Consider the following 25,601-nt stretch of genomic DNA (forward strand, 5'->3'; position numbering starts at 1 on the left):
CCGGCGGGGGGAGCGTCGGGAGGCGTTGGGGATTGGTGGCAGCGGTGGTGACGGCGGTGATGGCGCCGCGCTGATCGGTGGCGGCACATTGACGGTGAACACGCAGCTTACCGGCGGCAACGGCGGCAACGCCGGCGCCGGCGGCGACGTTACCGAAAAGCGCAATGGTGATGGCGGCATCGGCATTAGCGCGTTGAACGGCGGCACGCTGATCATCAATGGCAGCGTGACGGGCGGCGTGGCAGGAAGCGGCGGGACGGGCGGCGCGCATGGAGCCGGCATTTTTGGCCGAAACCTGGATGTAACCCTGGGCGCCTCCGGGTCGATCATCGGCGGCAATGGCGGCAGCGCCAATGCCATGACCTTCGATGGTGGTGCGAACACGTTCCGGTTTCTCGCGGCGACGCCGGGTCTTGCGGGCAACATCGCGATCAACAATTCCGCCAGCCTGACGATCGACCAGACCGGTAGTGGCAGGATCAGCAATACGATTACCGGCAATGGCTCCCTCATTAAATCCGGCAACGGCACGCTGACGCTGACGGGGATGAACACCTATACGGGTGCGACGAGCATTGCGGCTGGCGGCACGCTTGCGCTTTCCGGCCAGGGTCGGATCAGCGCCTCGAGCGGCTTGACCGCCAATGGCATCTTCGACGTCTCGGCGGCTTCATCGGCACAAATCAACTCGCTTGCCGGCAGCGGGCAGGTGGTGCTCGGTGGCAAGACATTGATGATCAACAACGCCGCGGGCACTTTCTCCGGCGCGATCAACGGCACCGGCGGCATCTCGGTCAATGGTGGCACGCAGGTGCTGACCGGCACCAACGGCTTCACCGGCGGTGCCGGTATCGCTCAGGGTGCGACGCTGCAGATCGGCAATGGCAGCACCGGTGGTTCGCTCGCATCTGATGTGACCAACTACGGTGCACTGACCTTCAACCACTCCGACAATGTCACCTATGCCGGCTCGATCAGTGGCCCCGGCTCGTTCTCCCAGATCGGCAGCGGCACGCTGACCTTGACGGCGACCAGCAGCAGCCGCGGTCCGGTGACGATCGGAACGGGCAGCACGCTGCAGCTCGGCAATGGCGGCACGACCGGCTGGATCGGCGGAACCAACAACTTCGTCGGCTCGATCACCAACAATGGTGCTCTGGTCTACAACCACTCCAACAATGTCAGCTATGCCGGCAAGATCAGCGGTACCGGCACACTTTCACAGGCCGGAACAGGCAGGCTCACACTGACGGGCGACAGCTCGTTGTTCGGCGGCGCAATGTCGGTTACGTCGGGTACGACTTATGTCAACGGCCAGCTTGGCGGCAACGTCAATGTCGGCACCGGCGGTACGCTCGGCGGATCGGGCAGGATCGCAGGCGACGTGACGGTCGATGGCACGCTTGCGGCCGGAAACAGCCCGGGCACACTGACGATCGGTGGTGACCTGATACTGAACGGTGGCTCCACATCGGTATTCGAGCTGAACACGCCCGGTATCGCCGGCGGCGTGGGTGCTGGCGGAAACGACCTGGTGAAGATCGGTGGCAACTTGACGCTCGGTGGCGCGCTGAACGCTCAGGTGGCATCCGCCGGATATTACCGGCTGTTCGAATATGACGGTTCGCTGTCGGGTAGTTTTGCCGCGACCGCGGCGACATCGACGGCGCCGGGCTTCAGCGTTGCCAGCCATCAGGTCCAGACGGGCATCGCCAAGCAGGTCAACCTGTCGGTGCTCGGCAGCGGCCAGACCCTGCATTTCTGGGATGGAGCAGATACGGCCGGCAATGGCGCGGTCAATGGCGGCACCGGCACTTGGACGTCGACCGGCACCAACTGGACGGGCGATCCGTTGCACGCCGGCATCAATGGCAGCTTTGGCGGATCCGTCGGCGTCTTTGCCGGCGCGACCGGTGGTGTGGTCAATGTCGTTGGCACGCAGAGCTTCGACACGCTGCAGTTCTCCACGACGACCGATGGCAGCGGTTACACCATCAATGGCGGCGTGCTCGCCTTCAATCCGGCTAGCGGCATGGCGGCAACGATCAATGTCGGCAGCGGCGTCGCAACGACGATTGGCACGGTGCTGCAGAACGGTGCAACCGGCAGCGGGCTCAACAAGGTCGGCAACGGTACGCTGACGCTGACGGGAATGAACACCTATACGGGCGCGACGAGCATTGCGACCGGCGGCACGCTTGCGCTGTCCGGCCAGGGGCGGATCAACACCTCGAGCGGCTTGACCGCCAACGGCGTCTTCGACGTCTCGGCGGCTTCATCGGCACAAATCAAGTCGCTTGCCGGCAGCGGGCAGGTGGTGCTCGGTGGCAAGACATTGATGATCAACGCCGCCGCGGGCACGTTCTCGGGCGCGATCAACGGCACCGGCGGCATCTCGGTCAATGGTGGCACGCAGGTACTGACCGGCACCAACGGCTTTACCGGCGGTGCCGGTATCGCTCAGGGTGCGACGCTGCAGATCGGCGACGGCGGCACCGGCGGATCCCTTGCATCTGATGTGACCAACTACGGTGCGCTGACCTTCAATCGCTCCGACAATGTCACCTATGCCGGCTCGATCAGCGGCCCCGGCTCGTTCTCGCAGATCGGCAGCGGCACGCTGACCTTGACGGCGACCAGCAGCAGCCGCGGTCCGGTAACGATCGGTACGGGCAGCACGCTGCAGCTTGGCAATGGCGGCACGACCGGCTGGATCGGCGGCACCGGCAACTTCGCCGGCTCGATCACCAACAATGGTACCATGATCTTCAACCGCTCGAACGACGTCAGCTTTGCCGGCACTTTTTCCGGTAGCGGTGCGCTGAGCCAGATTGGTACCGGCAAACTTACGCTGACGGGCGTCAACACATTTACCGGTGACACGGCCATCACGTCGGGTTCGCTGGTCGTCAACGGCTCGCTTGCAACCTCCCGCCTGACGACCATCTACCGCGGCGCTCGCCTCGGCGGCACCGGCACGCTTGGAAACACGACCATCCAGAGCGGCGGCGTGCATGCGCCCGGCAATTCGATCGGCACACAAACCATTGCCGGCAACTATACCAACAACGGCGTCCTACAGATCGAAGGCACGCCTGCGAGCACCGACAAGCTTATCGTTTCGGGCGCAGTTGATATTTCCGGTGCGACGCTTGATCTTCTGCTCTCTCCCAACACGGCGGCGAGCTGGAGCCCGGTCAACGGCCCGTTCATCCTCATCGACAAGCAGAGTTCAGGCGCCATAACCGGGACCTTTGCCTCGATCGTCGACAATCTGGTCTTCCTCGATCCGACCGTCGATTATAGCGGCGGCGACGGTAACGACCTGTCGCTTAAGCTGACCCGCAACGACATCAGCTTTGCCAGCGTCGCCCGGACGCGCAACCAGATTGCCGCTAGCACCGGTGTTGATGGACTGGGGGTTGCGAGCCCTATCGTCAATGCACTCTCGCTTGCAGCAACGCCTGAGGCCGCGCGCACGGCCTTCGACCTGCTTTCCGGCGAAGTGCATGCCTCCTTCCAGTCGATCCTGATCGAGGACAGCCGGTTCCTGCGCGACGCGGCAAACGATCGTTTGCGCTCGGTTCTTGGCGCTGTGGGTGCCAAGCAGACTTCCGGAAACATCACGGCGGCTGAGACGGGCGAGCTCGCCATCTGGTCGCAGGGTTTCGGCTCCTGGGGCCGATGGGATGGCGACGGCAATGCGGCAAAGGCGGATCGCTCCATCGGCGGCTTCTTCGTCGGTGCCGATACGCAGGTGGACGAATGGACCGTCGGCGCGCTTGCGGGCTATTCGCGCTCTTCGATGGACGTCGACGCACGGTTTTCTTCGGCGACATCCGACAACTATCATCTCGGGCTCTATGCCGGTGGACAATGGGGCGACGCTTCGCTGCGAACAGGCGCCGCCTATAGCTGGCATGACATTGAGACGAGCCGCTCGGTTTCGTTCCCAGGGTTCTCCGATCGTCTTGACGCCGACTATGATGCCGGCACCGGCCAGGTCTTTGGCGAGTTCGCCTATGCCGTCAGGACCAGCAAGGTCGAGTTTGAGCCGTTTGCCAATCTCGCCTATGTGCAGCTCAACCGCGATGGTTTTGCGGAACACGGCGGGGCAGCTGCGCTCGTGGGCAGCGACGCGTCGCAGGACACGACATTCACGACCCTCGGTCTGCGCGCAGCATCCAGTTTCGACCTCGGCGGTGTACTGGCAACGGCGCGCGGCACGATCGGTTGGAAACACGCCTTCGGCGATACGCTGCCGCTGTCGTCGAACGGGTTCTCGTCTGCGAGCACCTTTACCATCGCCGGTGTTCCGATCGCCGAGGATGCGGCGGTGCTCGAAGCCGGTCTCGACTTTGCTCTTACGCCGGATGCTAATCTCGGGCTGATTTACGCCGGACAGTTCGCCAGCGGCGTCAGCGATCAGACGTTCAAGGCAAATCTGAGCCTCAAGTTCTGAGGGATCCGATTCGACGCAGACAGCCGCTTGCCTAGGTCCTGTGTGATTTTGGCCGGCGGCTGTTTCGTTTCGGAAACGGAGGCGAAAAAGCAGGTGGCGCAATAGGCAGCGCCATCACCAGCGGCGCGCGGCCGGCTCGGCAATTGATTGCCATCAGAGTGCCTATGCTCCGAGCTTCGAGCGCTCGGCAAGCCGCCAGGCCCTCGGTGTCATGCCGGTCTGGCGCAGGAAGAAGCGAGAGAAATAGGCGGGATCGGCGAAGCCGAGCCGGAAGCTGATCTCCTGCACGCTGCCGCGGGTGAAGACCAGCTCGCGCCGTGCTTCATCCGTCAGCTTGCGCGCGATGATCTCGTGGGCGCTTTGGCCGGTGATGCTGCGGGCGATACGGTTGAGATGCGTCGGCGATAGGCCGATCTCGCGTGCGTAGAACGCTGCAGGCTTGTGCGCGCGATGATGTTGCTGGACGAGGCTGAGGAAAAGTTCGACGCGCTGTTCGTTTTCTGTGTCGGCGGCGTCGTCCTCGACGGGTTGCGCTTCATCGAGGCGGGCGCCCAGCGTCAACGCCGACGTCAGATAGGCATCGAGCAGGTCGGTGCGGTGGCTCCGGCTGGCTTCCCATTCCGCACCCAGCCGCGCAAGGGTCAATGCCACATAGCGGCCGTCGTCGCTGCCGTCGAGGCGGGTGAGACGTGGCGTCGCCATCCAGGCGCCGAGCCGGCTGCGCTCGCCGGGCGATACCCTGAGATGCGTGGCGAGGACCGTGAACACGAACCCGTCGACATCTCGGGAAAAGCGGAAGCCATGGCTGATCGCCGGCGGCACGGTGATCATCACCGGGGGACGAATAGGGTGCGCCGTGTCGCCGAACACTGCGTCTCCCGATCCGCCGGCAATGTACAAGATCTGAAAGAAACTCTCATGACGATGCAGCCCGATCTCCCAATGATGCAGGCTGCTGCGCGACGGGATCGTCTCACAATGCAGCCAGAAATCCGGCCGTTCCAGCGATTGTTCGCCGTAAAGCTGGTAGGTTGGAACCGTTCTTTTCATCGCCCGCACCCGTTGGTGATGTTCGATTAGTGCAATTTCCTGACCGAAATGTCCATTGAGCCTGATGGCTCTCCCGAGCAGAGTCTTGTCAAAAGGCAATTTCGGGAGGAATGCATGCGCACACAGGTCGTCATCATCGGGTCAGGTCCATCGGGCCTTCTCCTCGGGCAATTGCTGACCGGTGCCGGCATCGACAACGTCATCCTCGATCGCGTGAGCAAGGACTACATTCTTGGCCGGGTGCGGGCCGGCGTGCTGGAGGAGGGGACGGTCAACCTGATGGACCTTGCGAAGGCCGGCAAGCGCATGCATGCCGAAGGCCTGCCGCATGACGGCTTTTCGCTCGCCTTCGATGGCCGGGATCATCGTATCGACCTCTACGACCTGACCGGCGGCAAGCGCGTGATGGTCTATGGCCAGACGGAACTGACGCGCGACCTGATGGAAGAGCGCGCGCTCACCGACGCACCGTCGATCTACGCTGCGGCAAATGTCGAGCCGCATGATTTCGATGGTCACAATCCGTACGTCACCTATGAACTGGACGGCATAAGTCACCGTATCGATTGTGATTTCATCGCCGGTTGCGACGGCTTTCACGGGATCAGCCGCAAGTCGGTTCCTGAAAAGGCGATCCGCACCTTCGAAAAAGTCTACCCCTTCGGCTGGCTCGGCATTCTTGCCGATGTCCCGCCGGTCAGCCATGAACTGATCTACGCCAACCATCCGCGTGGGTTTGCCCTTTGCTCGATGCGCTCGCAGACCCGCAGCCGCTATTACCTGCAGTGCGCGCTCGACGAGAAGATCGAGGCTTGGACGGATCAGCGCTTCTGGGACGAACTCAGGCGGCGATTGCCGGCGCACCATGCCGAGGCGTTGGTCACCGGCGCGTCGTTTGAAAAATCGATCGCGCCGCTCCGCTCCTTCGTCGCCGAGCCGATGCGTTTCGGGCGGCTGTTCCTGGTTGGCGACGCCGCGCATATTGTGCCGCCGACCGGTGCCAAAGGTTTGAACCTTGCGGCAAGCGACGTGCACTACCTCTTCGAAGGGCTGCTGGAACATTACCAGGACCGCTCGAATGCCGGGGTCGAGGCCTATTCGACGCATGCCCTAGCGAGAGTGTGGAAGGCGGTGCGGTTTTCCTGGTGGATGACCACGATGCTTCACCGTTTTCCGGATACCGGCGATTTCGACCAGAAGATCCAGGAGGCGGAGCTCGATTATCTCACCCATTCGCGCGCCGCCTCGACAGCGCTTGCCGAAAATTATGTCGGGCTGCCGTTCTAAGCCAGGTTGTTCGCCGCGAGATCGCTGCGCAGCATGCCGTAAATGGCGGTGTCCCACCTGATATCGCCAACCCTGGCCGACGACCGCCGAACGCCTTCCCCGATAAAACCGAGCTTCAGATAGGTGCGGATTGCGGCCGTGTTGAAGGTATAGACGTTGAGTTCCAGTCGCTCGAAGCGGGCGTCTGCGAAGAAGCGCGCGATGATGCGCTGGAGAAACGGATGGGCGAGGCCTTGGCCACGAAGCCGCGGATTGATCGCCACGCGGCTGAGCCGACCGACGCCATTTTCCCAGTCGAGCGCGACCTGGGCGTGACCGGCCAGATTGTCGTCGACAATGCCGGCAAACATCCAGCGCGTCGGTGCATCCCCGGATGTCGAAGCTTGCATCTCCTCGAGCTGCGTCTCATCAAGCGGAAAGCGGAGCCCGGGCCCGCCCCATTGAATGAGCGCTTCGGCAGTCGGGAACCAGTCCAGCATGTCGGCAATGTGGTGTCCGGCGAAGATTTCGAGCTGCATTGGATCGATCGCATGGTGGTTTCGGTGAACGGATGAGGGCCGCAATCTCGGCTGACGAGGAGGTTTTGTAAAGGTGGCTCGGTGTCCGTTACCGGACGACCGTCAGGCTTTCGGCGCGATAGCCGCTGCCGCCTCGCGGATGGTCTGCATCAGGATGGAAAGCGGCAGCGACGGAATGGAGTCCGCGCGCATCGTCAGGCCAACCGGGCCCTTTGTCTCGCTGGTGTCGATCGGCAGGACCGCAAGTGTGCCATCCTCGATGTCGCTGGCAACGACACCCGCCGAAATGATCCAGATCGCGTCGCTGGCGCGCACGAAGGCGCGGCCGAAGGCGTCGGAGACCGTTTCGATCTGGTTCGGCAGGCCCGGTATGCCGTTGGCAATCAGGAAGTGTTCGACGAAGGGGCGGATGATGGAGGCACGCGTCGGCATCAGCACCGGGTAGTCGCCGAGATGAGCGAAGGCCGATTGCGCGCCGGAAAGCAAGGGATGACCGGCGCGAACGGCAAAAACCACCTGTTCGGAATAGAGGTGCTCGAAGGAAAGGCCGGTCATCTTTTCCGGTGCCGCCAGCCGGCCGACGACGAGGTCGAGATCGCCGACCCGCAACTGTTCGAGAAGCACGGCATTTTCGCCGGTGACGATCTTGATCCGTGCGCCTGTATCTTCCTTCAGGAAAAGCGACATCGCCTTCGGCATGATCCGTGTCGAGACTGTCGGCAATGCTCCGATGCGCACCGGTACGCCATCACCGGAGCGCTCCTGCGAGACCGAATCGAGGCCCTGGCGCAGTGCCGTCAGTGCCGCACCGGCATGGCGAAGAAAGACCTCGCCATAGCGGGTGATCTTGATGCCGCGTCCTTCGCGTTCGAATACCGCAACCCCCAGAACCTCTTCCAGCTCGCGGATCGTCTTGGTAACAGCCGGCTGGCTGACATGCAGAAGTTCGGCCGCCTTCATGACGCTCTTCTGCCTTGCGACCTCGACAAAAGTCTGCAGATGACGAAACTTGACCCGGGCGTCGACCATGGAATTCATAACTCTTGAGTTAATGGAATGCCGTGAAATATCATTTTACCTAACCAGATTAAACAGACAATTTGGTTGCAGAGGAGAAGCGCCGTGCAGTTTGCCCGCATCAACGACATCACAATCCACTATCAGGTCATCGGCGCCACGGCCGAGCGGCCGGTGCTGGTCTTTGCCAATTCGTTGGGCACTGACTTTCGCATCTGGCGTGACGTCATCGTGCGCCTTGCCGGCGACTATGCGATCGTTCTCTACGACAAGCGCGGCCACGGTCTCTCCGATATCGGTCCGCTCCCTTACGCGATCGAAGACCACGCCAATGACCTTGCCGGCCTACTCGACATGCTCGCGGTCAAACAGGCAATCGTCTGCGGCCTCTCGGTCGGCGGATTGATCGCCCAGTCGCTCTATCAACGGCGGCCGGATCTCGTGCGGGCCCTCGTTCTCTGCGATACCGCGCACAAGATCGGCACGCCGGAACTGTGGGCGCAGCGCATCGCGGCCATCGAAGCCCATGGCATTGAGGCGATCGCCGACGGCATCCTTGAACGCTGGTTCACGCCTGAGTTCCGACGCCCTGAAAATGCAGCGTTGATAGGCTACCGCAACATGCTGATCCGCCAGTCGGTAACGGGCTATGCCGCCACCTGCGGTGCGATCCGCGATGCCGATTATACCGAAGCGGCTGGGCGCATCGCCGTGCCCGTCCTTTGCGTCGTCGGCGACCAGGACGGATCGACGCCGCCGGATGTGGTGCTTGGCACCGCTCGCCTTATTCCCGGCGCCCGCTACGAGGTCATCCGCGATGCCGGGCATATCCCTTGCGTTGAAAAGCCGGAGGCACTGACTGCGGTATTGCGCGCCTTTTTTGAGATTGTAACGCATGGAGACAACAGCCATGAGTGATGCCTTCGCGCCCTCCGACCGCTATCGCCAGGGCATGGCGACGCGGCGGGCCGTCCTTGGCGACAACCACGTGGACCGTGCGCAATCGGCCTCGACCGATTTCGACCGGCCGTTCCAGGAACTGATCACCGAGGCGGCCTGGGGACACGTCTGGTCGCGACCGACCTGGACGAAACGCGAGCGTTCGATCGTAACCATCGCGCTTCTGGCGGCACTTGGCCAGGACGAAGAGGTTGCCATGCACGTGCGTGCGACCGCCAATACCGGCGCCAGCCGTGACGATGTCTGCGAGGCGCTGTTGCATGTGGCGATCTATGCCGGCGTTCCGGCGGCCAACCACGCAATCAAGATCGTCAAACAGGTCTTTGCGGAAATGGACGCCGGCAAGGCGGCCTGACGGGAGCAACGAGATGTCCGATAGAGCCAACCGGAAGCCGGAGACCGGCGCCTTTTTTCCCCGCGACAGGAACTGGCATGCGCCGGCGCTGACGCCAGGCTACAAGACCTCCGTGCTGCGCTCGCCGCAGAAGGCGCTTTTGTCTCTCGACGGCACCATTTCCGAAATCACCGGCCCGGTCTTCGGTCATTCGATTCTGGGCGAACTCGACAACGATCTCATCCACAACTTCGCCAAGCCGGGCGAAAGCGCGATCGGCGAGCGCATCATCGTTCATGGGCGCGTACTTGACGAACGCGGCCGGCCTGTTCCCGGCGCTCTTCTTGAATTCTGGCAGGCCAATGCCGGCGGGCGCTATCGTCACAAGAAAGAAAGCTATCTCGCAGCGCTCGATCCGAATTTTGGCGGCTGCGGTCGCACGATCACCGACGAAGACGGCTTTTACTCCTTCCGTACGATCAAGCCCGGACCCTATCCCTGGCCGAATGGTGTCAACGACTGGCGCCCTGCCCATATCCATTTCTCGGTTTTCGGCCACGGCTTTGCCCAGCGATTGATCACCCAGATGTATTTCGAGGGCGATCCGATGATCTGGAAGTGTCCGATCGTCAACACGATCGCCGATCGCCGTGCTATCGAGCAATTGATCGCACCACTCGATTGGGCAAACACCATCCCGATGGATGCGCGGGCATACAAGTTCGATATCGTCTTGCGCGGTCGCCGCTCGACGATGTTTGAAAACCGCATGGAGGGCAATTGATGGTCCAGGCGCTCGGCTATCTCAAGGAAACGGCGTCGCAGACAGCCGGTCCCTATGTGCATATCGGCCTCACGCCGAATTTCTGTGGCATCGGCGGCGTCTATGACGCCGACCTCGGCACAACGATGGTGAGCGAACGCACGCTCGGCGAACGCATCACCCTCAGCGGCCGGGTGCTCGATGGTACGGGGACGCCGCTTCGGGATGCGCTGGTGGAAATCTGGCAGGCAGACGCGGCGGGGCTCTACAATTCTCCGTCGGAAATGCGCGGCGCGGCGGATCCGAGCTTCTCCGGCTGGGGACGGTGTCCGACCGGTGCAGAAGACGGCGTCTTCCGTTTCGAAACGATCAAGCCGGGGCGCGTGCCCTTCAAGGACGGCCGGCCGATGGCGCCGCACATCACATTCTGGATCGTTGCGCGCGGTATCAATATCGGCCTGCATACGCGGATGTATTTCCCCGACGAAGCCGAGGCGAACGCCGCCGATCCCTTGCTTTTGCGCGTCGAGCATCGCCATCGCGTCGCGACGCTTGTCGCGACCGGCGGCGCCCCTAGTTATGTCTTCGACATTCACCTGCAGGGTGAGAAGGAAACGGTCTTCCTCGACATCTGAAGCCGGAATGTCACGCGAGAGGCCGATCCGTTGCATCTTGCTGCATGGACGGCGCAAGGCAGACCGTGGCATTCCGTTCAAGCGCGAGCGGGCATCGCGACATCAATCGGGGGGACCATGACCTATTCCGCTTTCGATCATCCTTATCTCTCCGGCCTTCTGGGCGACGAGGCGGTCGCCGCCGAGTTTTCGACTGCCGCCGACATTCATGCGATGCTCTCCTTCGAGGCGGCACTGGCGCGCGCGGAAGCGATCCACGGGGTCATCCCGGAAAGTGCTGCCGACCGCATCACCGAGGCCTGTCGCGGGTTTTCTCCGGATGTCGCAGCGCTCAGGCGGGCCATGGCTGTCGACGGCGTCGTCGTTCCTGAACTTGTTCGACAGTTGCGTGCGGCCGTCGGCGGTGAGGCCGCAGCGCATGTGCATTTTGGTGCGACCAGCCAGGATGTCATCGATACGAGCTTGATGCTGCGCATGAAGGCTGTTGCTGAGCTTTTCGGCACTCGTCTTGGTGATGTCGTTTCGGTGCTTGAGGAATGCGACGATCGATGGGGCGAGCGGATGCTGATGGGCCGCACGCGCATGCAGGCGGCTATACCAATCACGGTATCCGATCGCTTGCGCACCTGGATCGAACCCTTGCTCGATCACAAGGATCGGCTGCAGGCGATGGATCGCGACCTCTTTGCGGTCCAGTTCGGGGGTGCGGCAGGCACGCTCGACAAGCTGAATGACAAGGCCGACGATGTTCGTGCCACGCTGGCTGAGGAACTGGCGCTTGCCGACTTCCCGCAATGGCATAGCCAGCGTTCCGAAATTGCCGACTTCGCCAACGCGCTGTCGCTCGTCACCGGCAGCCTCGGCAAATTCGGGCAGGACGTCGCGCTGATGGCGCAGCAGGGCGATGAAATCGAACTTGCCGGTGGCGGTGGATCGTCGGCGATGCCGCACAAGCAGAACCCGGTTGCCGCCGAGGTGCTGGTGGCGCTTGCGCGGTTCAATGCGACGCAGCTTTCCGGCATCCATCATGCGCTGGTGCACGAGCAGGAGCGCTCCGGTGCTGCCTGGACGCTCGAATGGCTGATCATGCCGCAGATGGCGGGGGCAACCGCAGCGGCGTTGCGTCTAGCAGCCGAGCTTGCCGGCAATATCAGGCGGCTTGGCTCCGCCTGACGCCTAGCGCATCGCAATCCCTAGAAGTCGCGACTGCGCTTCAGGTTCTTGTTTTGCGCATGTCGGTATCGCCACTTTTGCGCGACATGCTTTGAGCCGTTAGGGCGAGCCTTTGTTCGCGGCCGCACACTGCTTGTCCAGCCGCTTGAGGAAGACGTTGATCTCGCGCGCCACCTGCAGGTCGCCCTTTTTCTCGGCCACGGATCGCCCCTCAGTCCAGATGCGCCGCGCCTCTTCGATGCGGTTCAGTTTCAGCATCGCCGCGCCGATGAGCTTCCAGGCGGCCGAATAGCTGGGATCGAATTCGATTGCACGCCTGAGGTGGAGAAGGGCGGTCTCGGCATCCGTCTCCTGCAGACAGATGCTGCCGAGGGTGAAGCGCAAGAGCGCGTCATCACGCCCGTCGTCCAGAAGTTTTTCAAGCACCTGTCGCATGATCGCTCCCAAATGGGTGTCCGTTCGCGCCGCTCAGAGTGTTGGGCACGAGGTGGCCGATGGCAATGGGCGCCCGCCAGATGTGGCGGAAAAGGGCGCCGATCGCTCAAGTGCCTGGTATTGCCGCTCGCTCCAGAGCAGCGGGTCGGCGTAGGCGGCGGTTTCCGTGGCGATGATCGTTCCGACAAAGAGCCGGTGGTCGCCGACGAGGATGGAAGCGCTGAGCACGCAGTCGAGCCCGGCGGCGGCACCGAGAAGACGCGGACGGCCGGAGGGCCAATCCGCCCAGATGCCGACGAGATAGCGACTGGCTGCCGCGACCCGGCCGGCGAAGGCATCGGCAACCAGCTCCTGCCCCTGTGCGAGCATCGCCAGCGCAAACCCATCCTGCTTCGAGATGGTGTCCGCAAGGCCGCTGTCGGCCTTGATCGAGACGACGATGGACGGAGGGTTTGCTGAAAGCGAGAAGACGGCGGTCGCTGTCCGGCCCAGGCACTCGGAGCCGCTGCCGGAACTGACGACGCAGACTGTGGACGCCAGCCGCGCCATCGTGTCGGCAAACTGAAGTCTGGTGACGGCACGTTCGGCGTGAGCGTCGATATCGACAGAGACGGTCTGGGTCATGGGCGCAATCCGGCTGAGGCATGGGCGTGGCGCCGCCGGCGCGGCGCCACGGTAGGCGTGATCAGGCGGACTTAAGCTCAGCCTCGGCAAACTCGTAGTTCGCCAGCCGGTCGAGGAAATTGCTGACATAGTCGGGGCGGCGATTGCGGTAATCGATGTAGTAGCTGTGTTCCCACACATCGAGACCGAGCAGGGCCTTGCCCTCATTTGTGGCGATCGGGTTTGAGCCGTTGGCGGTCTTCGTCACCTTGAGCTTGCCGCTGGCGTCGAGCACGAGCCAGGCCCAACCGGAACCGAACTGGCTGGTGGCCGCAGTCTTGAACGCGTCCTTGAAGGCGGCGACGCTGCCGAAGTCCTCCACGATCTTCTTCTCAAGACTGTCCGGAATGCGCCCGCCCTTGGGGGAGAGATTGTTCCAGAACAGAATGTGGTTCCAATGCTGTCCGGCATTGTTGAAGACCGGCGCCAGTTCGGCCCCACCGTTGGTATGGCGAATGATGTCTTCCAGCGAAAGGCCGGCGAGAGCCTGATCTTTTTCAACGAAGCCGTTGAGGGCGGTGACATAGGCCTGGTGGTGCTTGCCGTGGTGGAATTCCAGCGTCTCGGCGCTCATGCCGGCTTCGGCCAAAGCGCCGATGGAAAAGGGGAGGGAGGGGAGTTCGAAAGCCATGGTTGAAATCCTCTTCGGCCGGATGGAACGCAGCGAATGTCTTGTGCGAGATCCATCCGGCGTGTATTTAACAAGACAATTCTTTGTAAATCTCCGGGCAATAATATGTCAAGCGATCACTTGTTAAATCCGGATCAAAGCCAGGGACGTTCGCCGGCCGAACGCATCCTGCTGGCGCTGAAGCTGCATGGGCCGCAGACGGCGGCGGCACTCGGCAAGCGCCTGTCGATATCAGGTGAGGCGGCGCGCCAGCAACTCGTGCGCCTGGCCGAGGAGGGGCTGGTAAATTCCTGGTCGGAGGCGCGGGGCGTCGGCCGACCGTCGCAGTTCTGGGGGCTGACCGCCTCGGGCCATGCGGAATTTCCCGATACCCATGCGGAGTTGACTGTCCAGCTGCTGCGCACAATCCGCCAGACGCTCGGCGACGCGGCGGTCGATCGGGTCATCGCGGCGCGCGAGGAGGAGACGCGAACCGGCTATCGCGCAGCGCTCGACGGCGCCATTAGCCTGCGTGATCGGGTGGAGAAGCTCGTGCGCCTGCGAACCGCCGAAGGCTACATGGCCGGCTACGAGGAGACGGGCGACGGCACTTTTCTCTTCGTCGAGAACCATTGTCCGATCTGCGCCGCCGCTGCCAGTTGCCAGGGCTTTTGCCGTGCGGAGATCAATATCTTCCGCGACATTCTCGGTCGCGACGTCGCGGTCGAGCGCACCGAACATATTCTCGCCGGCGCACGCCGTTGCGCCTATGTCATTGCCCCGGCTCAATCGCGGGCGGTGCACGGTGAGCGTTCCGGCGCCTGATTTTCAGATGCTGTACGGAAATGCTTGTGGCGCCGCGCGACAAACACGGCGTCCAAGGGATGCCATACCGTTCGAAACACGCTGCCTGTTCAGACAGTAGCACATTTGGCCGGACGCAACGCGCATCCGGGCTCTCAGATATCAGTCTCAGCGTGCGCCCATGCGAAGCGCTCCGTCGAGGCGGATGACTTCGCCGTTCAGCATCCGGTTTTCGCAGATATGCTGGACAAGGGCCGCGAATTCCTCCGGCTTGCCGAGGCGCTGCGGGAAGGGAACGCTCTTGCCGAGCGAGTCCTGTACTTCCTGTGGCATGCCGGCCATCATCGGTGTTTCGAAGATGCCCGGCGCGATCGCCACGACACGGATGCCGTGCCGTGCCAGTTCGCGGGCAATTGGCAGCGTCATGGCGACGACGCCGCCCTTCGAGGCGGAATAGGCAGCCTGGCCGACCTGCCCGTCGAAGGCAGCGACAGATGCGGTGTTGATGATGACGCCACGCTCGCCGTCGTCGCCGGGCGCTTCCTTTTCCATCGCCGCCGCCGCCAGGCGGATCATGTTGAATGTGCCGATCAGATTGATGCCGACCGCACGCGCAAAGCTGTCGAGCCGATGAGGGCCGTCGCGCCCAAGTACCCTTTCGCCCGGCGCGATGCCGGCGCAATTCACCAGCCCATTGAGATGGCCGAAGGTATCGACGGCGGTGGCGACTGCAGTTGCGCCATCGGTCTCGCTGGTGACATCCGTCTTGACGAAAAGAGCATTGCTCCCAAGCGCCTCGGTCATCGCCCGCCCGGCGTCTTCGTTGATATCCGCAAGGACGACACGAGCGCCCTTGCCGTGCAGCAGGCGGGCAACGCCGGCGCCAAGACCCGATCCGCCACCGGTCACAATGAAGACTTTTCCGTCGATCAGCATTCCAGAACTCCTCCAATACCGAACTCCGCCACCCTTTGGCACTTGTCGCCAACGACGGGGGCCGGAGATCACCGCCATCAGGCGGTGATGGCGAGACGTTAGCCTCTTTGAAACGCGGCGGAAATCGGCCGAAGTGATTTTTCATTTTGCGCAGAGGATAAAATTGCTCGTCTTTCGTTCCGACCGATTGGAATGGCGCCGCCGCCGCCGCAAGCAAGGCTCACCGCTAAGGGCTGGTCAAAACCGCAGCAATGGCTTAGAAGCGGCCCGCATCCGGTCGCAGCCCACCCGGTCAAAACAAGGGACCCATTATTATGAGAACTATCGTCATCTGCTCCGGCGGATTGGACTCCGTTTCGCTCGCGCACAGGATCGCGGCCGAGCACGAACTCGTCGGCATTCTTTCCTTCGATTACGGCCAGCGCCATCGCAAGGAACTCGACTTCGCCGCGGCCTGTGCCCACCGGCTTGGCGTTCCACACCAGATCATCGACATCACCGGCGTTGGCCGGCATTTGACCGGATCGGCGCTGACCGATGACGTCGACGTGCCCGATGGCCATTATGCCGAAGAGACGATGAAGGCTACGGTGGTGCCGAACCGCAACGCCATCATGCTGGCGATCGCCTTCGGCCTCGCCTCGGCGCAAAAGGCCGACGCCGTCGCCGTTGCCGTCCATGGCGGGGACCATTTCATCTACCCAGATTGCCGTCCGGGCTTCATCGATGCGTTCCAGAAAATGCAGGACGAGGCGTTGGAGGGCTACGGCACCGTTCAGCTCCTTGCACCCTATGTCAATGTCCCGAAGGCCGCCATCGTTACGGACGGCGCCAAGCACGGCACGCCTTTTGGCGAGACGTGGTCCTGCTATAAGGGCGGTGCACGCCATTGCGGTCGCTGCGGCACCTGCGTCGAGCGGCGCGAGGCCTTCCATCTCGCCGGCGTCGATGACCCGACCGAGTATGCCGATCCGGATTTCTGGCGCGCTGCCACCAGCCGCTTCTCGGCAGAGGAGGTTCGCTGATGTACCGCATCACCAAGGAATTCCACTTCTCCGCCTCGCATCAGTTGAGCCATCTGCCCGCCGATCACCAGTGCGCGCGGCTGCACGGCCACAACTACATCGTCGAGGTCGAGCTTGCCGCCGCGGATCTCAACGACGACGGCTTCGTGCGGGATTATCACGACCTCGCCCCGCTCAAGCACTACATCGACGGCAGCTTCGACCACCGTCATCTCAATGATGTGCTCGGTCACGACCGGGTGACGTCGGAGTGCCTGGCGAGGCATTTCTACGACTGGTGCAAGGAGCGACTGCCGGAAACGTCGGCAGTTCGCGTCAGCGAGACGCCGAAGACCTGGGCGGAATATCGGCCATGACGGGCGCTGCGATCCGCGTCAGCGAGATCTTCGGGCCGACAATCCAGGGTGAGGGCGTGTTGATCGGCCAGCCGACGGTGTTCGTGCGCACAGGCGGCTGCGACTACCGGTGCTCCTGGTGCGATACGCTGCACGCCGTTGACAGCAAGTATCGCGAGCAGTGGCAGCCGATGTCGGCCGAGGAGATCTGGGGGGAGGTCAGGCGGCTCTCGGGCGGCGTGCCGCTGACAGTCTCGCTCTCCGGCGGAAACCCCGCCATCCAGCCGCTCGGGCCCTTGATCGATCGCGGCCATGGCGAGGGCTATCGCTTTGCGCTTGAGACGCAGGGCAGCGTCGCCAGGGACTGGTTCGCTGACCTGGACGTCCTGGTCCTCAGCCCGAAGCCGCCGTCGAGCGGCATGGAAACCGATTTCGCAAAGCTCGACGAATGTCTTGCGATGGCGGCTGGCCGGCCAATGACGGTGCTCAAGATCGTCATTTTCGACGATCACGACTATGGCTTTGCCAAGGATGTGGCGCAGCGCTATCCATCGCTGTCGGTCTATCTGCAGCCGGGAAACCACACCCCACCACCGCCGGACGACGACAGCGCGACGGTGGACATCGATGGCGTGATGAACCGCATGCTCTGGCTGGTCGACAAGGTAACCGGCGACAAATGGTTCGATGCGCGGGTGCTGCCGCAGTTGCACGTCTTGCTATGGGGCAATCGACGGGGCGTTTAAGACAGGGAAAGCGCTGTCCAAAGTGTGGGTCGGGAGGACGCGCATGCCGCGCGTCACAGGCGGCTAGTCGAGCGTATACCCCTGCGCCACTGCAGTTTGGCAGTGCTAAACAACCCTATCTCTACAATGCTGCGGATCTGCTGACTGCCACCGCTATCCGCATCCCGATATGAGGGGCATCGCCACCGCCCAGACAGGAGCCGTCACGTAGGCTTTCCTGTATCGCGACCGCCTGGCGTCGGTCCGCCTGGTCACCGGTGCCGATGGCAACCTTGCCCAACAGACCGGCTATGCCGCCTTCGGCGAGCGCACCAACACGAGGATTCTCAAAATGAAAGGTACCATTCCCATGTGGTATCTATTACCTCCCTTTGCAGCAGCAACTGCAGCGGCTCGACGGACTGCCAGTCGCCGCCATTCCTGGAGGCATGCCAGGATCATGGAGCCCTGGGGTAGGAGTAGCTTTGATGGTCGTTTCAATTCTTAGCCTGTCGTCGCACGCTTTTGAAGATGAGTTTGCCGGACGTGAGCAACTACGGGAGAGTTCCTCCGAATTCCGGAAGGAGATCATTAAAATCACGGATGGCGTCTTCGCCGCCGTTGGCTACTCGGCGAGCAACGTCACGCTGATCCAGGGGTACAAGGGCTCGATTATCGTCGACACATCCGCGAACCCTGTCGACGCGGAGGCGATCGTGGACGCCTTTGGGGATCGCCTGGTCCGTCCTGTCCGGGCGATCATCTACACCCACAATCACCCGGACCATTCTGGCGGCGCGAAGGTGTTTGTCGGGACTGACAAACCCGAAATTTACAGCCATCAGACGCTGGTGGAATCCGGTCCAGAGTTCGGAAGGGGACCGCGCGACGGCGGCGACGCTTTCGGCACGAAGCTACCCGACAACCTGTTCATCAACGCAGGCACGCAGCTCGAATACGGCCGTGTGACACCGCATACGCGGGAGGGCTACCTGCCGCCGACCCGCACCTTCAGTGGTGACAGCGAGACCATCGAGGTGGCGGGAGTCCGGATGCAGCTCATCCATACGCCAGGAGAATCTCCCGAGAACACGGCCATCTGGATCGCCGACAAGGGCGTGCTAATCCCCGGAGACGATTTCCTCAAATCGTACCCAAACCTTTCGCCGATTCGTGGCCTTAAGCTGCGCCCCCCGGAGAAGTGGATCGCCAGCCTCGACAGGATGCTCGCCTTGAACGCCACCTACCTGGTCCAGGGTCACATGCGTCCGATCCTCGGGAAGGACGAGGTGCGCAAGGCTCTCGCCGACTATCGGGACGGCATCAAGACCGTCCTCGACCAGACCCTTGCCGGCATCAAGCAGGGAAAGACGCCGGACGAGCTTGTGCAAGAGGTGAAACTTTCTCCTGAGCTGGCAACGAGCCCATACCTGCAAGAGTACTACGGCAGTGTCGCTTGGACCGTACGCGGCATTTACGCCGATTATGTCGGATGGTTCGATGGGAACGCCACCAATCTGAATCCTCTGCCACCTGCGGAGCGTGCCCGCAAAATGCTCGAAATGACAGGAGGGGCAGAGCAGATGATTGCCCGTGCCAGGGAAGCAGTCGAAGCAAAGGAGTTCCAATGGGCGGCCGAGATGATCGATTATGTACTGGCCATTGACCCTGCGAACATAGCAGCCAACGAGATCAAAGCCCGGGCACTTACCGAGTTGGGCGAGCGCCAGATCAATGCCACCGCCCGTAACTATTACCTCACCACAGCTCAGTATCTGTCGAAGGGAAAGGAACAGAACTAGTCTTCACAACGGAGTGGCCGTCACTAGACGGCGTCCGATGCCGGCGTTTTGCGCAACGGTAATGAAAGAGCTCCCGTCATGGCTCCGAACACCACACGATAACCAGTTTCCGAGCCCTAGGTCCCCCTCAAACTCGTGCTCGCGCGGATCGCGAAAGGCGGCGACCGATAACCGCGTTCTTTCACAAAGATCGGCTACGTCGCTTACCCAAAAAGGGTGCCGCCAGGCCGCACGGGTATCAACTGCCTGAATGGGGCGTTCTCGATTTTGTTTCTACAACATGGACTGACGATCTGCGCAGACCGTGAGACACGCCAGGCCGTAATGCAGGAGCATCCGTCGGCATCACGGTCGCGTCAGTAACATCGAGATGCCTTGTCCAACGCCAATACACATGGTGGCGACAGCTCGCCTTGCTCCTCGAAGTTCAAGTTCCAGTGCTGCGGTCAGCGCAAGGCGCGCACCGGACATGCCGAGAGGATGTCCCAAGGCAATGGCGCCGCCGTTGGGATTTACGTGGGCGGCATCATCTGCAAAGCCTAGCTGCCGCATGCAGGCGAGAGCCTGGGCTGCGAAAGCTTCATTGAGCTCGAGGATATCGATATCGCCGATGCCAACGCCGAGACGGTCCATGAGCTTTCTGGTGGAAAAGACGGGGCCCATGCCCATGACGCGTGGAGGAACCCCCGCCGTTGCCATCCCCTCGACGCGAGCAAGTGGCGTGAGGCCGTAGTGTTCGACCGCGCGGCCTGAGGCAAGCAGAAGTGCGGCCGCGCCGTCGTTGACACCGGATGCATTGCCGGCTGTCACGGTGCCATTGGTGCGGAACGGCGTCGGCAGGCTGGCGAGCTTCTCGAACGTTGTCTCGCGCGGATGCTCATCCTCTAAGACGTGCGTCGTCTCGCCCTTGCGCCCTTTGATCGGATAGGGGGCGATTTCGCGCGCGAAGCGGCCATTCTTTTGCGCAGCCGCAGCGCGGGCCTGGCTGCGGAGTGCAAAGCCGTCCTGGTCCGCGCGCGAGATATCAAACTCGGCTGCAACGTTTTCGGCGGTCTCCGGCATGGACTCGATGCCGTACCGTTCTTGCATGACCGGATTGACGAACCGCCAGCCGATCGTTGTGTCGTGTACTTCGGTGCTGCGTTGGAAGGCGTTTTGGGCCTTCGGCATGACGAAAGGCGCGCGCGACATGCTTTCGACGCCACCGGCAATCACGACTTCCGCCTCGCCGAGCCGGATCGCGCGTGCGGCGTAACCGACGGCATCCAGCCCCGAGCCGCAAAGCCGGTTGATTGTCGTGCCAGGAACCGCGTCCGGCAATCCGGCAAGCAAGGCGGCCATGCGGGCCACGTTGCGGTTGTCTTCGCCCGCCTGGTTGGCACAACCGAAGACGACCTCATCGATCGCTTCGGCCGGTACCGACGCGACGCGCGCCAGCGCCTCGCGGATTACGTGCGCGGCGAGGTCGTCGGCACGGGCGACCGACAAAGCGCCGCCGTATCGGCCGATGGGCGTGCGGACGCCATCAATGATATAGGCCTCGCTCATGATTTCAGGTCCTTGCCTTGCTGCGCGGTAAACATCGGCCCGCCCTTGTGGGCCGGAAAGCCGTAACCGTTGATCATCACCAGATCGATGTCGCCGGGGCGCGCGGCGATGCCTTCGGCCAGCAGCGCCGTTCCTTCATCGACCATCGCCTTCAAAAGCCGGCCCATGATCTCTTCGGCAGTGATGGCTCGCGGCGTGATGTTCTTGGCGGCGCGCGCCGCCTTGATCATCGCCGTCACTTCCGGATCGACGGTGCGCTCGCCATTGGGGTAGGCGTACCAGCCGCGGCCACTCTTGCGGCCAAGACGGCCCGCCTCGCAAAGCCTATCGGCGATCTCGACATAACGTGCGGCAGGATCCCGCGTCGCGGCCTGCCGCTTCCGGCGCGCCCAGGCGATCTCCAACCCGGCCATGTCATTGACGGCGAAGATGCCCATCGGAAAACCGTAAGCTTCGAAGGCGGCGTCGATCTCGTCGGGCACGGCGCCATCCTCGAGCATGAACTCTGCCTCGCGACGATAGGCGGAGAAGATGCGGTTGCCGATGAAGCCCTCGGTAACGCCGCAGACGACGGGTAACTTGCCCAGGCGTTTGACGAAGGCGAGTGCACTCGCCAGCACATCGGGCGCGGTCTTGGCGCAATCGACGACTTCGACAAGCCGCATGACATTGGCGGGCGAGAAGAAGTGCAATCCGACCACCCGCGACGGATCGGTCGTCGCCGCGGCGATCACGTCGGGATCGAGGTAGCTGGTGTTGGTCGCCAAAATGGTGCCTGGCGCAAGGATGCCGTCGAGCCGGCGAAACAGGTCCATCTTGACCTGGAGGTCGTCGAACACCGCTTCGATGACGAGATCAGCGGTGACGAGGTCTGCCGCTTCAGCGGTGGTCTGTAATCGGGCGATGCAGTCGTCGCGTCCATCCGCGTTCATCCGTCCGGAGCGGACGGTTTTGTCGAGTGTCTCGGCAATGCGGGCGCGCGCGTCGGCGGCTGCTTCCTTTGTCTGCTCCAAAGCGATGACGCGACAGCCGCTGGTCAGGGCCGAGACCGCAATGCCTGCCCCCATCAGCCCCGCGCCGACCACCGCAATTGTCTCGATTCTGCGTGGCGAGACTGTCTCTAAGCCTTCGACCTTGCCGGCGGCGCGTTCGGCAAAGAATACGTGCCGCAGGGCAGCGGACTCGACGGAGTCGCGTAAACGCAGGAATGTGCCGCGTTCTTCCGCCAATCCCTGTTTCAGATCGACTTGACCGGCCGCCTTGACGAGACGTACCGCCTCGACCGGAGCGGACTGGCCGCGGGCTCGCGCCAGGACCTTCGCCTCCGCCGCGCTGACGGCTGCTGCGTCCACCGTCGGGACCGCCATCAAGCCGGTGCGACGGAGCGGCTTTGCACCCAGTTCGCGCAGGAGCGTAAGGGCGGCGGCTACAGGGTCCGCGGCGGTGCCATCGGCAAGGCCGAGTGCGACAGCTTCGCTCGCGTTGACGGTGCGCCCCGTTCCGATGAGATCGATGGCCGCGATCGCGCCGATCAGCCGTGGCAGGCGTTGTGTCCCGCCAGCACCCGGAACGATGCCGAGCTTCACTTCGGGCAGTCCGAACGCGGCCTTTTCTCCGGCTATGCGACCGTGGCAGGCGAGCGCCACCTCGCAGCCTCCGCCAAGGGCGGAGCCATTCACCGAGCAGACGACCGGCTTCTCGAAAGTCTCGATGCGATCGATCACCTCGGGAAGCATCGGCTCCATGGGAGGTTTGCCAAACTCCTTGATATCAGCACCGCCGATAAACGTGCTGCCCGCACCGGTGATCACGAGACCGGTAATCGTCGGAAGGTCAGTAGCATGATCCAAAGCAGCCATCAGGCCGGACCTGACATGCGCCGACAGCGCGTTGACGGGCGGGTTGTCGATGGTGACGACGAGAGCACCGTCTTCCCGACGGGCGGAAACGCACTGCGAAAATCTGATCTCTGGCATGTCGGCAATCCTCAATCGGGGATGACGGCCGTGGCCTGGATCTCGATCTTGGCCCGGTCTTCGACCAGCGCGACCACCTGCATTGCCGCCATTGCAGGGAAGTTCCTGCCGATGATGTCGCGGTAGGCTTGGCCGATACCGCGGAGGTTACCGATATATTCCTGCTTGTCGGTGAAGTACCAGGTCATCGTCGTGATGTGGTGCGGCTCCGCCCCCCCCGGCGGCGAGCACCGCGACCACATTTTTCAGCGTCTGGCGGACCTGCTCGACGAAATCATCGGTTTCGAACTCGGAGCGCTCGTTCCAGCCGATCTGACCGCCGACGAAGAGAGTGCGGCCCTTCGCAGCGACGCCGTTGGCATAGCCGATGGGCTTTGCCCAACCTTCAGGTTGCAGGATGGTGTGCATTGGTTGTCTCCAGATGTTGCGTCAGTGCGGCTCGGATATCGTCCGGCCATGCAAGGGAAGCGTGGTTGGCGAGCGAGGTGGTGACGCCACCGTTATCGTGCGGTGCCCTTCATCAGCTCGCGGCCGATGATGAGCTTTTGAACTTCGGTCGCGCCCTCGTAGATGCGCAGCGCACGGATCTCACGATAGAGCCGCTCCGTGATCTCGCCGACGCGTACCCCCCGACCGCCGAAGAGCTGCAGCGCCTGGTCGATGACCCACTGCGCATTCTCCGTCGCCGTCATCTTGGCCATTGCCGCCTCGCGAGTCGTCGGCCGCTTTTGCACGTCGCGTTGCCACGCCGTGCGGCAGGTCAGAAGGGCTGCGGAGTCGATCGCCGTTGCCATCTCACCGAGTGTGCTTTGCGCGGTCGGCAGGTCGGCAAGCGTTGCGCCAAACATCTTGCGGTTCTTCGCATGTGCCACCGCCTCGTCGAGCGCGCGACGGGCAAAGCCGATCGCGGCGCCAGCGACGGATGGGCGGAAGATGTCGAGCGTGCGCATGGCGATCTTGAAGCCTTCGCCCGGGCTGCCGAGAAGCTGTGACGACGGAATACGGCAATTGTCGAAACAAAGCCGGGCGAGCGGATGCGGCGCAATCGTCTCGATGCGCTCGGCGATCGTGAAGCCCGGCGTGTCGGCAAAGACCACGAAGGCGGATATGCCACGCGTGCCGGGCGCCTCGCCGGTGCGGGCAAAGACAGTGTAGACGTCGGCGATGCCTCCGTTCGAGATCCAGGTCTTCTCGCCGTCGAGCACGAAATGGTCGCCGTCGCGGCGCGCCGCACAGGCCATCGCCGCAACATCCGAGCCCGCATCGGGTTCGGAAAGCGCAAAGGCGGAGATGCACTCGCCGCGGGCGACCTTGGGCAGGATGGCCTGCTTCAGCGCCTCGGAGCCGGAAAGGCTGATCGCGCCAGTCCCCAGCCCCTGCATGGCGAAGGCGAAGTCGGCAAGCCCGTCGGTATAGGCGAGCGTTTCGCGGATGAGGCAAAGCGATCGGCTGTCGATGTCTTCGCTCGTACCGCCGAACGCCTTCGGCACGCAATGGCGAAGTACGCCTGCAGCGCCGAGCGCTGCGACCAGATGTTTGCAGGCGGCATCCACATCCCGGTGATCGACTTCGCCAAGACCGCCGCCGGCAACGAAGCCGTCCAATTCGGCGGCAAGCGCGCGATGCCTATCCTCGTAGAATGGCCAGTCGAGATGGTCGCGGGTTGGTGGGCGCAAAGCCGTCTCATGGGAACTCATGCTCAATTCCCTTTGAATTCCGGCTTCGCCTTGGCGGCAAAGGCCTCGAAGGCGCGGCGGAAGTCGCCGGTCGCCATGCAGATCGCTTGGGCCTGCGCTTCCGCTTCGATCAGCTGATCGATGCCCATCGCCCATTCCTGGTCGAGCATCTTCTTCGTCATTGCATGGGCGAACCACGGGCCGTCAGCGATGCCGCGTGCGAATTTCTGCGCCTCGACAAGCAGCGACGGACGCTCGTGGAGGGCGTTGTAGAAGCCCCAGGCGCGGCCCTCGGTCGCGGTCATGACCCGGCCGGTGAAGAGCAGTTCGGCGGCACGGCCCTGGCCGATAATGCGGGGAAGGATGCCGCAGGCGCCCATGTCGGCGCCGGCCAGCCCGACGCGGGTGAAGAGAAACGCCGTCTTCGCCTCCGGCGTCGCCACGCGGAAATCGGAAGCCATCGCCAGGATCGCGCCGGCACCGGCGCAGATGCCGTCGACGGCTGATATGACGGGCTGCGGGCAGGCGCGGATCTGGCGCACCAGTTCGCCGGTCATGCGGGTGAAATCAAGCAGATCCGGCATCGACATGCGCGTCAGCGGCTCGATGATCTCGAAGACGTCGCCGCCGGAGGAGAAGTTGTCGCTGGCGCCGGTCAGCACCACGGCGCGCACATCGCTGGCGCGACCAAGCGCCCGGAAGAGATCGCAAAGCTCCTCGTAACTTTCGAAGGTCAGTGGGTTCTTCTTTTCCGGACGGTCGAGCGTGATCGTGGCGACCCGGCCGTCAGCGTCCGTTTCGAACAGGAAGTGCTTGGCCGTATGGTCTTTGAAGGCGCGCTTCTTGGCCTGCATCGGGTTTGTCATG

General features: G+C 62.9%; 23 protein-coding genes and 1 pseudogene. 12 read left to right on the forward strand and 12 right to left on the reverse strand.

From position 1 onward, the window contains the following. Window positions 1-25 precede the first annotated feature (25 nt). Window positions 26-4,462, forward strand: coding sequence for an autotransporter domain-containing protein (locus BKP54_RS28685; RefSeq protein WP_210190576.1), 4,437 nt, complete (start codon window positions 26-28; stop codon window positions 4,460-4,462). 162 nt (window positions 4,463-4,624) lie between these two features. On the opposite strand, the gene BKP54_RS28690 is transcribed toward BKP54_RS28685, so the two are convergent. Beyond that, window positions 4,625-5,512 (reverse strand): helix-turn-helix domain-containing protein, encoded by an 888-nt coding sequence (locus BKP54_RS28690; protein WP_025429138.1) that lies wholly within the window; start codon window positions 5,510-5,512, stop codon window positions 4,625-4,627. Between the two features lie 114 nt (window positions 5,513-5,626). Between BKP54_RS28690 and pobA the strand changes: the two genes are divergently transcribed. Next, window positions 5,627-6,799 carry a 4-hydroxybenzoate 3-monooxygenase gene (pobA, locus tag BKP54_RS28695; protein WP_025429137.1) on the forward strand — a complete coding sequence of 391 codons (1,173 nt, stop codon included), beginning with the start codon at window positions 5,627-5,629 and terminating at the stop codon, window positions 6,797-6,799. On the opposite strand, the gene BKP54_RS28700 is transcribed toward pobA, so the two are convergent. Continuing rightward, window positions 6,796-7,317 carry a GNAT family protein gene (locus BKP54_RS28700; RefSeq protein WP_025429136.1) on the reverse strand — a complete coding sequence of 174 codons (522 nt, stop codon included), beginning with the start codon at window positions 7,315-7,317 and terminating at the stop codon, window positions 6,796-6,798. The genes pobA and BKP54_RS28700 overlap by 4 nt on opposite strands. Window positions 7,318-7,419: 102 nt before the next feature. After that, the gene (pcaQ, locus tag BKP54_RS28705; protein ID WP_084815293.1) at window positions 7,420-8,346 is read right to left on the reverse strand and encodes a pca operon transcription factor PcaQ; all 927 of its coding nucleotides are present in this window, start codon (window positions 8,344-8,346) and stop codon (window positions 7,420-7,422) included. Between the two features lie 93 nt (window positions 8,347-8,439). Between pcaQ and pcaD the strand changes: the two genes are divergently transcribed. The 5 genes from pcaD to BKP54_RS28730 all read left to right on the forward strand — a co-directional run bounded on the left by pcaD (window position 8,440) and on the right by BKP54_RS28730 (window position 12,199). Then, entirely contained in the window at window positions 8,440-9,252 is an 813-nt protein-coding gene (gene pcaD, locus BKP54_RS28710; RefSeq protein WP_025429134.1) for a 3-oxoadipate enol-lactonase, read from the forward strand. Next, complete coding sequence (gene pcaC, locus BKP54_RS28715) at window positions 9,245-9,649, forward strand: 4-carboxymuconolactone decarboxylase (RefSeq protein WP_025429133.1); 405 nt, start codon at window positions 9,245-9,247, stop codon at window positions 9,647-9,649. The genes pcaD and pcaC overlap by 8 nt, the downstream gene beginning before the upstream one ends. Window positions 9,650-9,662: 13 nt before the next feature. Then, window positions 9,663-10,412, forward strand: coding sequence for a protocatechuate 3,4-dioxygenase subunit beta (gene pcaH, locus BKP54_RS28720; protein ID WP_084815270.1), 750 nt, complete (start codon window positions 9,663-9,665; stop codon window positions 10,410-10,412). Further along, window positions 10,412-11,026, forward strand: a complete 615-nt coding sequence (gene pcaG / locus BKP54_RS28725) for a protocatechuate 3,4-dioxygenase subunit alpha (RefSeq protein WP_084815271.1) — start codon at window positions 10,412-10,414, stop codon at window positions 11,024-11,026. Before pcaH ends, pcaG begins: the two co-directional genes overlap by 1 nt. 117 nt (window positions 11,027-11,143) lie before the next feature. Then, window positions 11,144-12,199 carry a 3-carboxy-cis,cis-muconate cycloisomerase gene (locus BKP54_RS28730; RefSeq protein WP_084815272.1) on the forward strand — a complete coding sequence of 352 codons (1,056 nt, stop codon included), beginning with the start codon at window positions 11,144-11,146 and terminating at the stop codon, window positions 12,197-12,199. A gap of 99 nt (window positions 12,200-12,298) precedes the next feature. Here BKP54_RS28730 and BKP54_RS28735 read toward each other — a convergent pair whose 3' ends face one another. The 3 genes from BKP54_RS28735 to BKP54_RS28745 form a co-directional block, all read right to left on the reverse strand. Next, window positions 12,299-12,634 (reverse strand): tetratricopeptide repeat protein, encoded by a 336-nt coding sequence (locus BKP54_RS28735; protein WP_084815273.1) that lies wholly within the window; start codon window positions 12,632-12,634, stop codon window positions 12,299-12,301. Window positions 12,635-12,667: 33 nt separating this feature from the next. Continuing rightward, a complete protein-coding gene (locus tag BKP54_RS28740) occupies window positions 12,668-13,258 on the reverse strand; it encodes a flavin reductase family protein (RefSeq protein WP_025429128.1) in 591 nt (196 codons plus the stop codon). Between the two features lie 61 nt (window positions 13,259-13,319). After that, window positions 13,320-13,928 carry a superoxide dismutase gene (locus BKP54_RS28745; RefSeq protein WP_025429127.1) on the reverse strand — a complete coding sequence of 203 codons (609 nt, stop codon included), beginning with the start codon at window positions 13,926-13,928 and terminating at the stop codon, window positions 13,320-13,322. A 105-nt stretch (window positions 13,929-14,033) separates the two neighbouring features. Here BKP54_RS28745 and BKP54_RS28750 point away from each other — a divergent pair, with 105 nt between their 5' ends. After that, complete coding sequence (locus tag BKP54_RS28750; RefSeq protein WP_025429126.1) at window positions 14,034-14,732, forward strand: metalloregulator ArsR/SmtB family transcription factor; 699 nt, start codon at window positions 14,034-14,036, stop codon at window positions 14,730-14,732. A gap of 147 nt (window positions 14,733-14,879) precedes the next feature. On the opposite strand, the gene BKP54_RS28755 is transcribed toward BKP54_RS28750, so the two are convergent. After that, window positions 14,880-15,647: a 3-hydroxyacyl-CoA dehydrogenase gene (locus BKP54_RS28755; protein ID WP_025429125.1), complete on the reverse strand. Its 768-nt coding sequence runs from the start codon at window positions 15,645-15,647 to the stop codon at window positions 14,880-14,882. Window positions 15,648-15,961: 314 nt separating this feature from the next. On the opposite strand from BKP54_RS28755, the gene queC reads away from it, so the two are divergent. From queC to BKP54_RS28775, 4 genes are all read left to right on the forward strand, one after another. Next, window positions 15,962-16,672 (forward strand): 7-cyano-7-deazaguanine synthase QueC, encoded by a 711-nt coding sequence (gene queC, locus BKP54_RS28760; RefSeq protein ID WP_025429124.1) that lies wholly within the window; start codon window positions 15,962-15,964, stop codon window positions 16,670-16,672. Then, on the forward strand, window positions 16,672-17,028 hold the full coding sequence (queD, locus tag BKP54_RS28765; protein WP_025429123.1) for a 6-carboxytetrahydropterin synthase QueD: 357 nt from the start codon (window positions 16,672-16,674) through the stop codon (window positions 17,026-17,028). Before queC ends, queD begins: the two co-directional genes overlap by 1 nt. Further along, window positions 17,025-17,753 (forward strand): 7-carboxy-7-deazaguanine synthase QueE, encoded by a 729-nt coding sequence (gene queE, locus BKP54_RS28770; protein WP_025429122.1) that lies wholly within the window; start codon window positions 17,025-17,027, stop codon window positions 17,751-17,753. The genes queD and queE overlap by 4 nt, the downstream gene beginning before the upstream one ends. A gap of 467 nt (window positions 17,754-18,220) precedes the next feature. Further along, on the forward strand, window positions 18,221-19,534 hold the full coding sequence (locus tag BKP54_RS28775) for an alkyl/aryl-sulfatase (RefSeq protein WP_025429121.1): 1,314 nt from the start codon (window positions 18,221-18,223) through the stop codon (window positions 19,532-19,534). A 345-nt stretch (window positions 19,535-19,879) separates the two neighbouring features. Here BKP54_RS28775 and pcaF read toward each other — a convergent pair whose 3' ends face one another. From pcaF to BKP54_RS28805, 5 genes and pseudogenes are all read right to left on the reverse strand, one after another. Further along, the gene (gene pcaF, locus BKP54_RS28780; protein WP_025429120.1) at window positions 19,880-21,082 is read right to left on the reverse strand and encodes a 3-oxoadipyl-CoA thiolase; all 1,203 of its coding nucleotides are present in this window, start codon (window positions 21,080-21,082) and stop codon (window positions 19,880-19,882) included. Continuing rightward, on the reverse strand, window positions 21,079-23,058 hold the full coding sequence (locus tag BKP54_RS28785; RefSeq protein WP_025429119.1) for a 3-hydroxyacyl-CoA dehydrogenase NAD-binding domain-containing protein: 1,980 nt from the start codon (window positions 23,056-23,058) through the stop codon (window positions 21,079-21,081). Before BKP54_RS28785 ends, pcaF begins: the two co-directional genes overlap by 4 nt. An 11-nt stretch (window positions 23,059-23,069) precedes the next feature. Next, window positions 23,070-23,466: pseudogene (locus BKP54_RS28790) on the reverse strand (RidA family protein). Between the two features lie 92 nt (window positions 23,467-23,558). Next, on the reverse strand, window positions 23,559-24,755 hold the full coding sequence (locus BKP54_RS28800) for an acyl-CoA dehydrogenase family protein (protein ID WP_025429117.1): 1,197 nt from the start codon (window positions 24,753-24,755) through the stop codon (window positions 23,559-23,561). A gap of 2 nt (window positions 24,756-24,757) precedes the next feature. Then, window positions 24,758-25,600: an enoyl-CoA hydratase family protein gene (locus BKP54_RS28805; protein WP_084815274.1), complete on the reverse strand. Its 843-nt coding sequence runs from the start codon at window positions 25,598-25,600 to the stop codon at window positions 24,758-24,760. Between the last annotated feature and the right edge of the window lies 1 nt (window position 25,601).

Source organism: Ensifer sp. 1H6, assembly GCF_001976035.1.
GTDB lineage: Bacteria > Pseudomonadota > Alphaproteobacteria > Rhizobiales > Rhizobiaceae > Ensifer > Ensifer canadensis.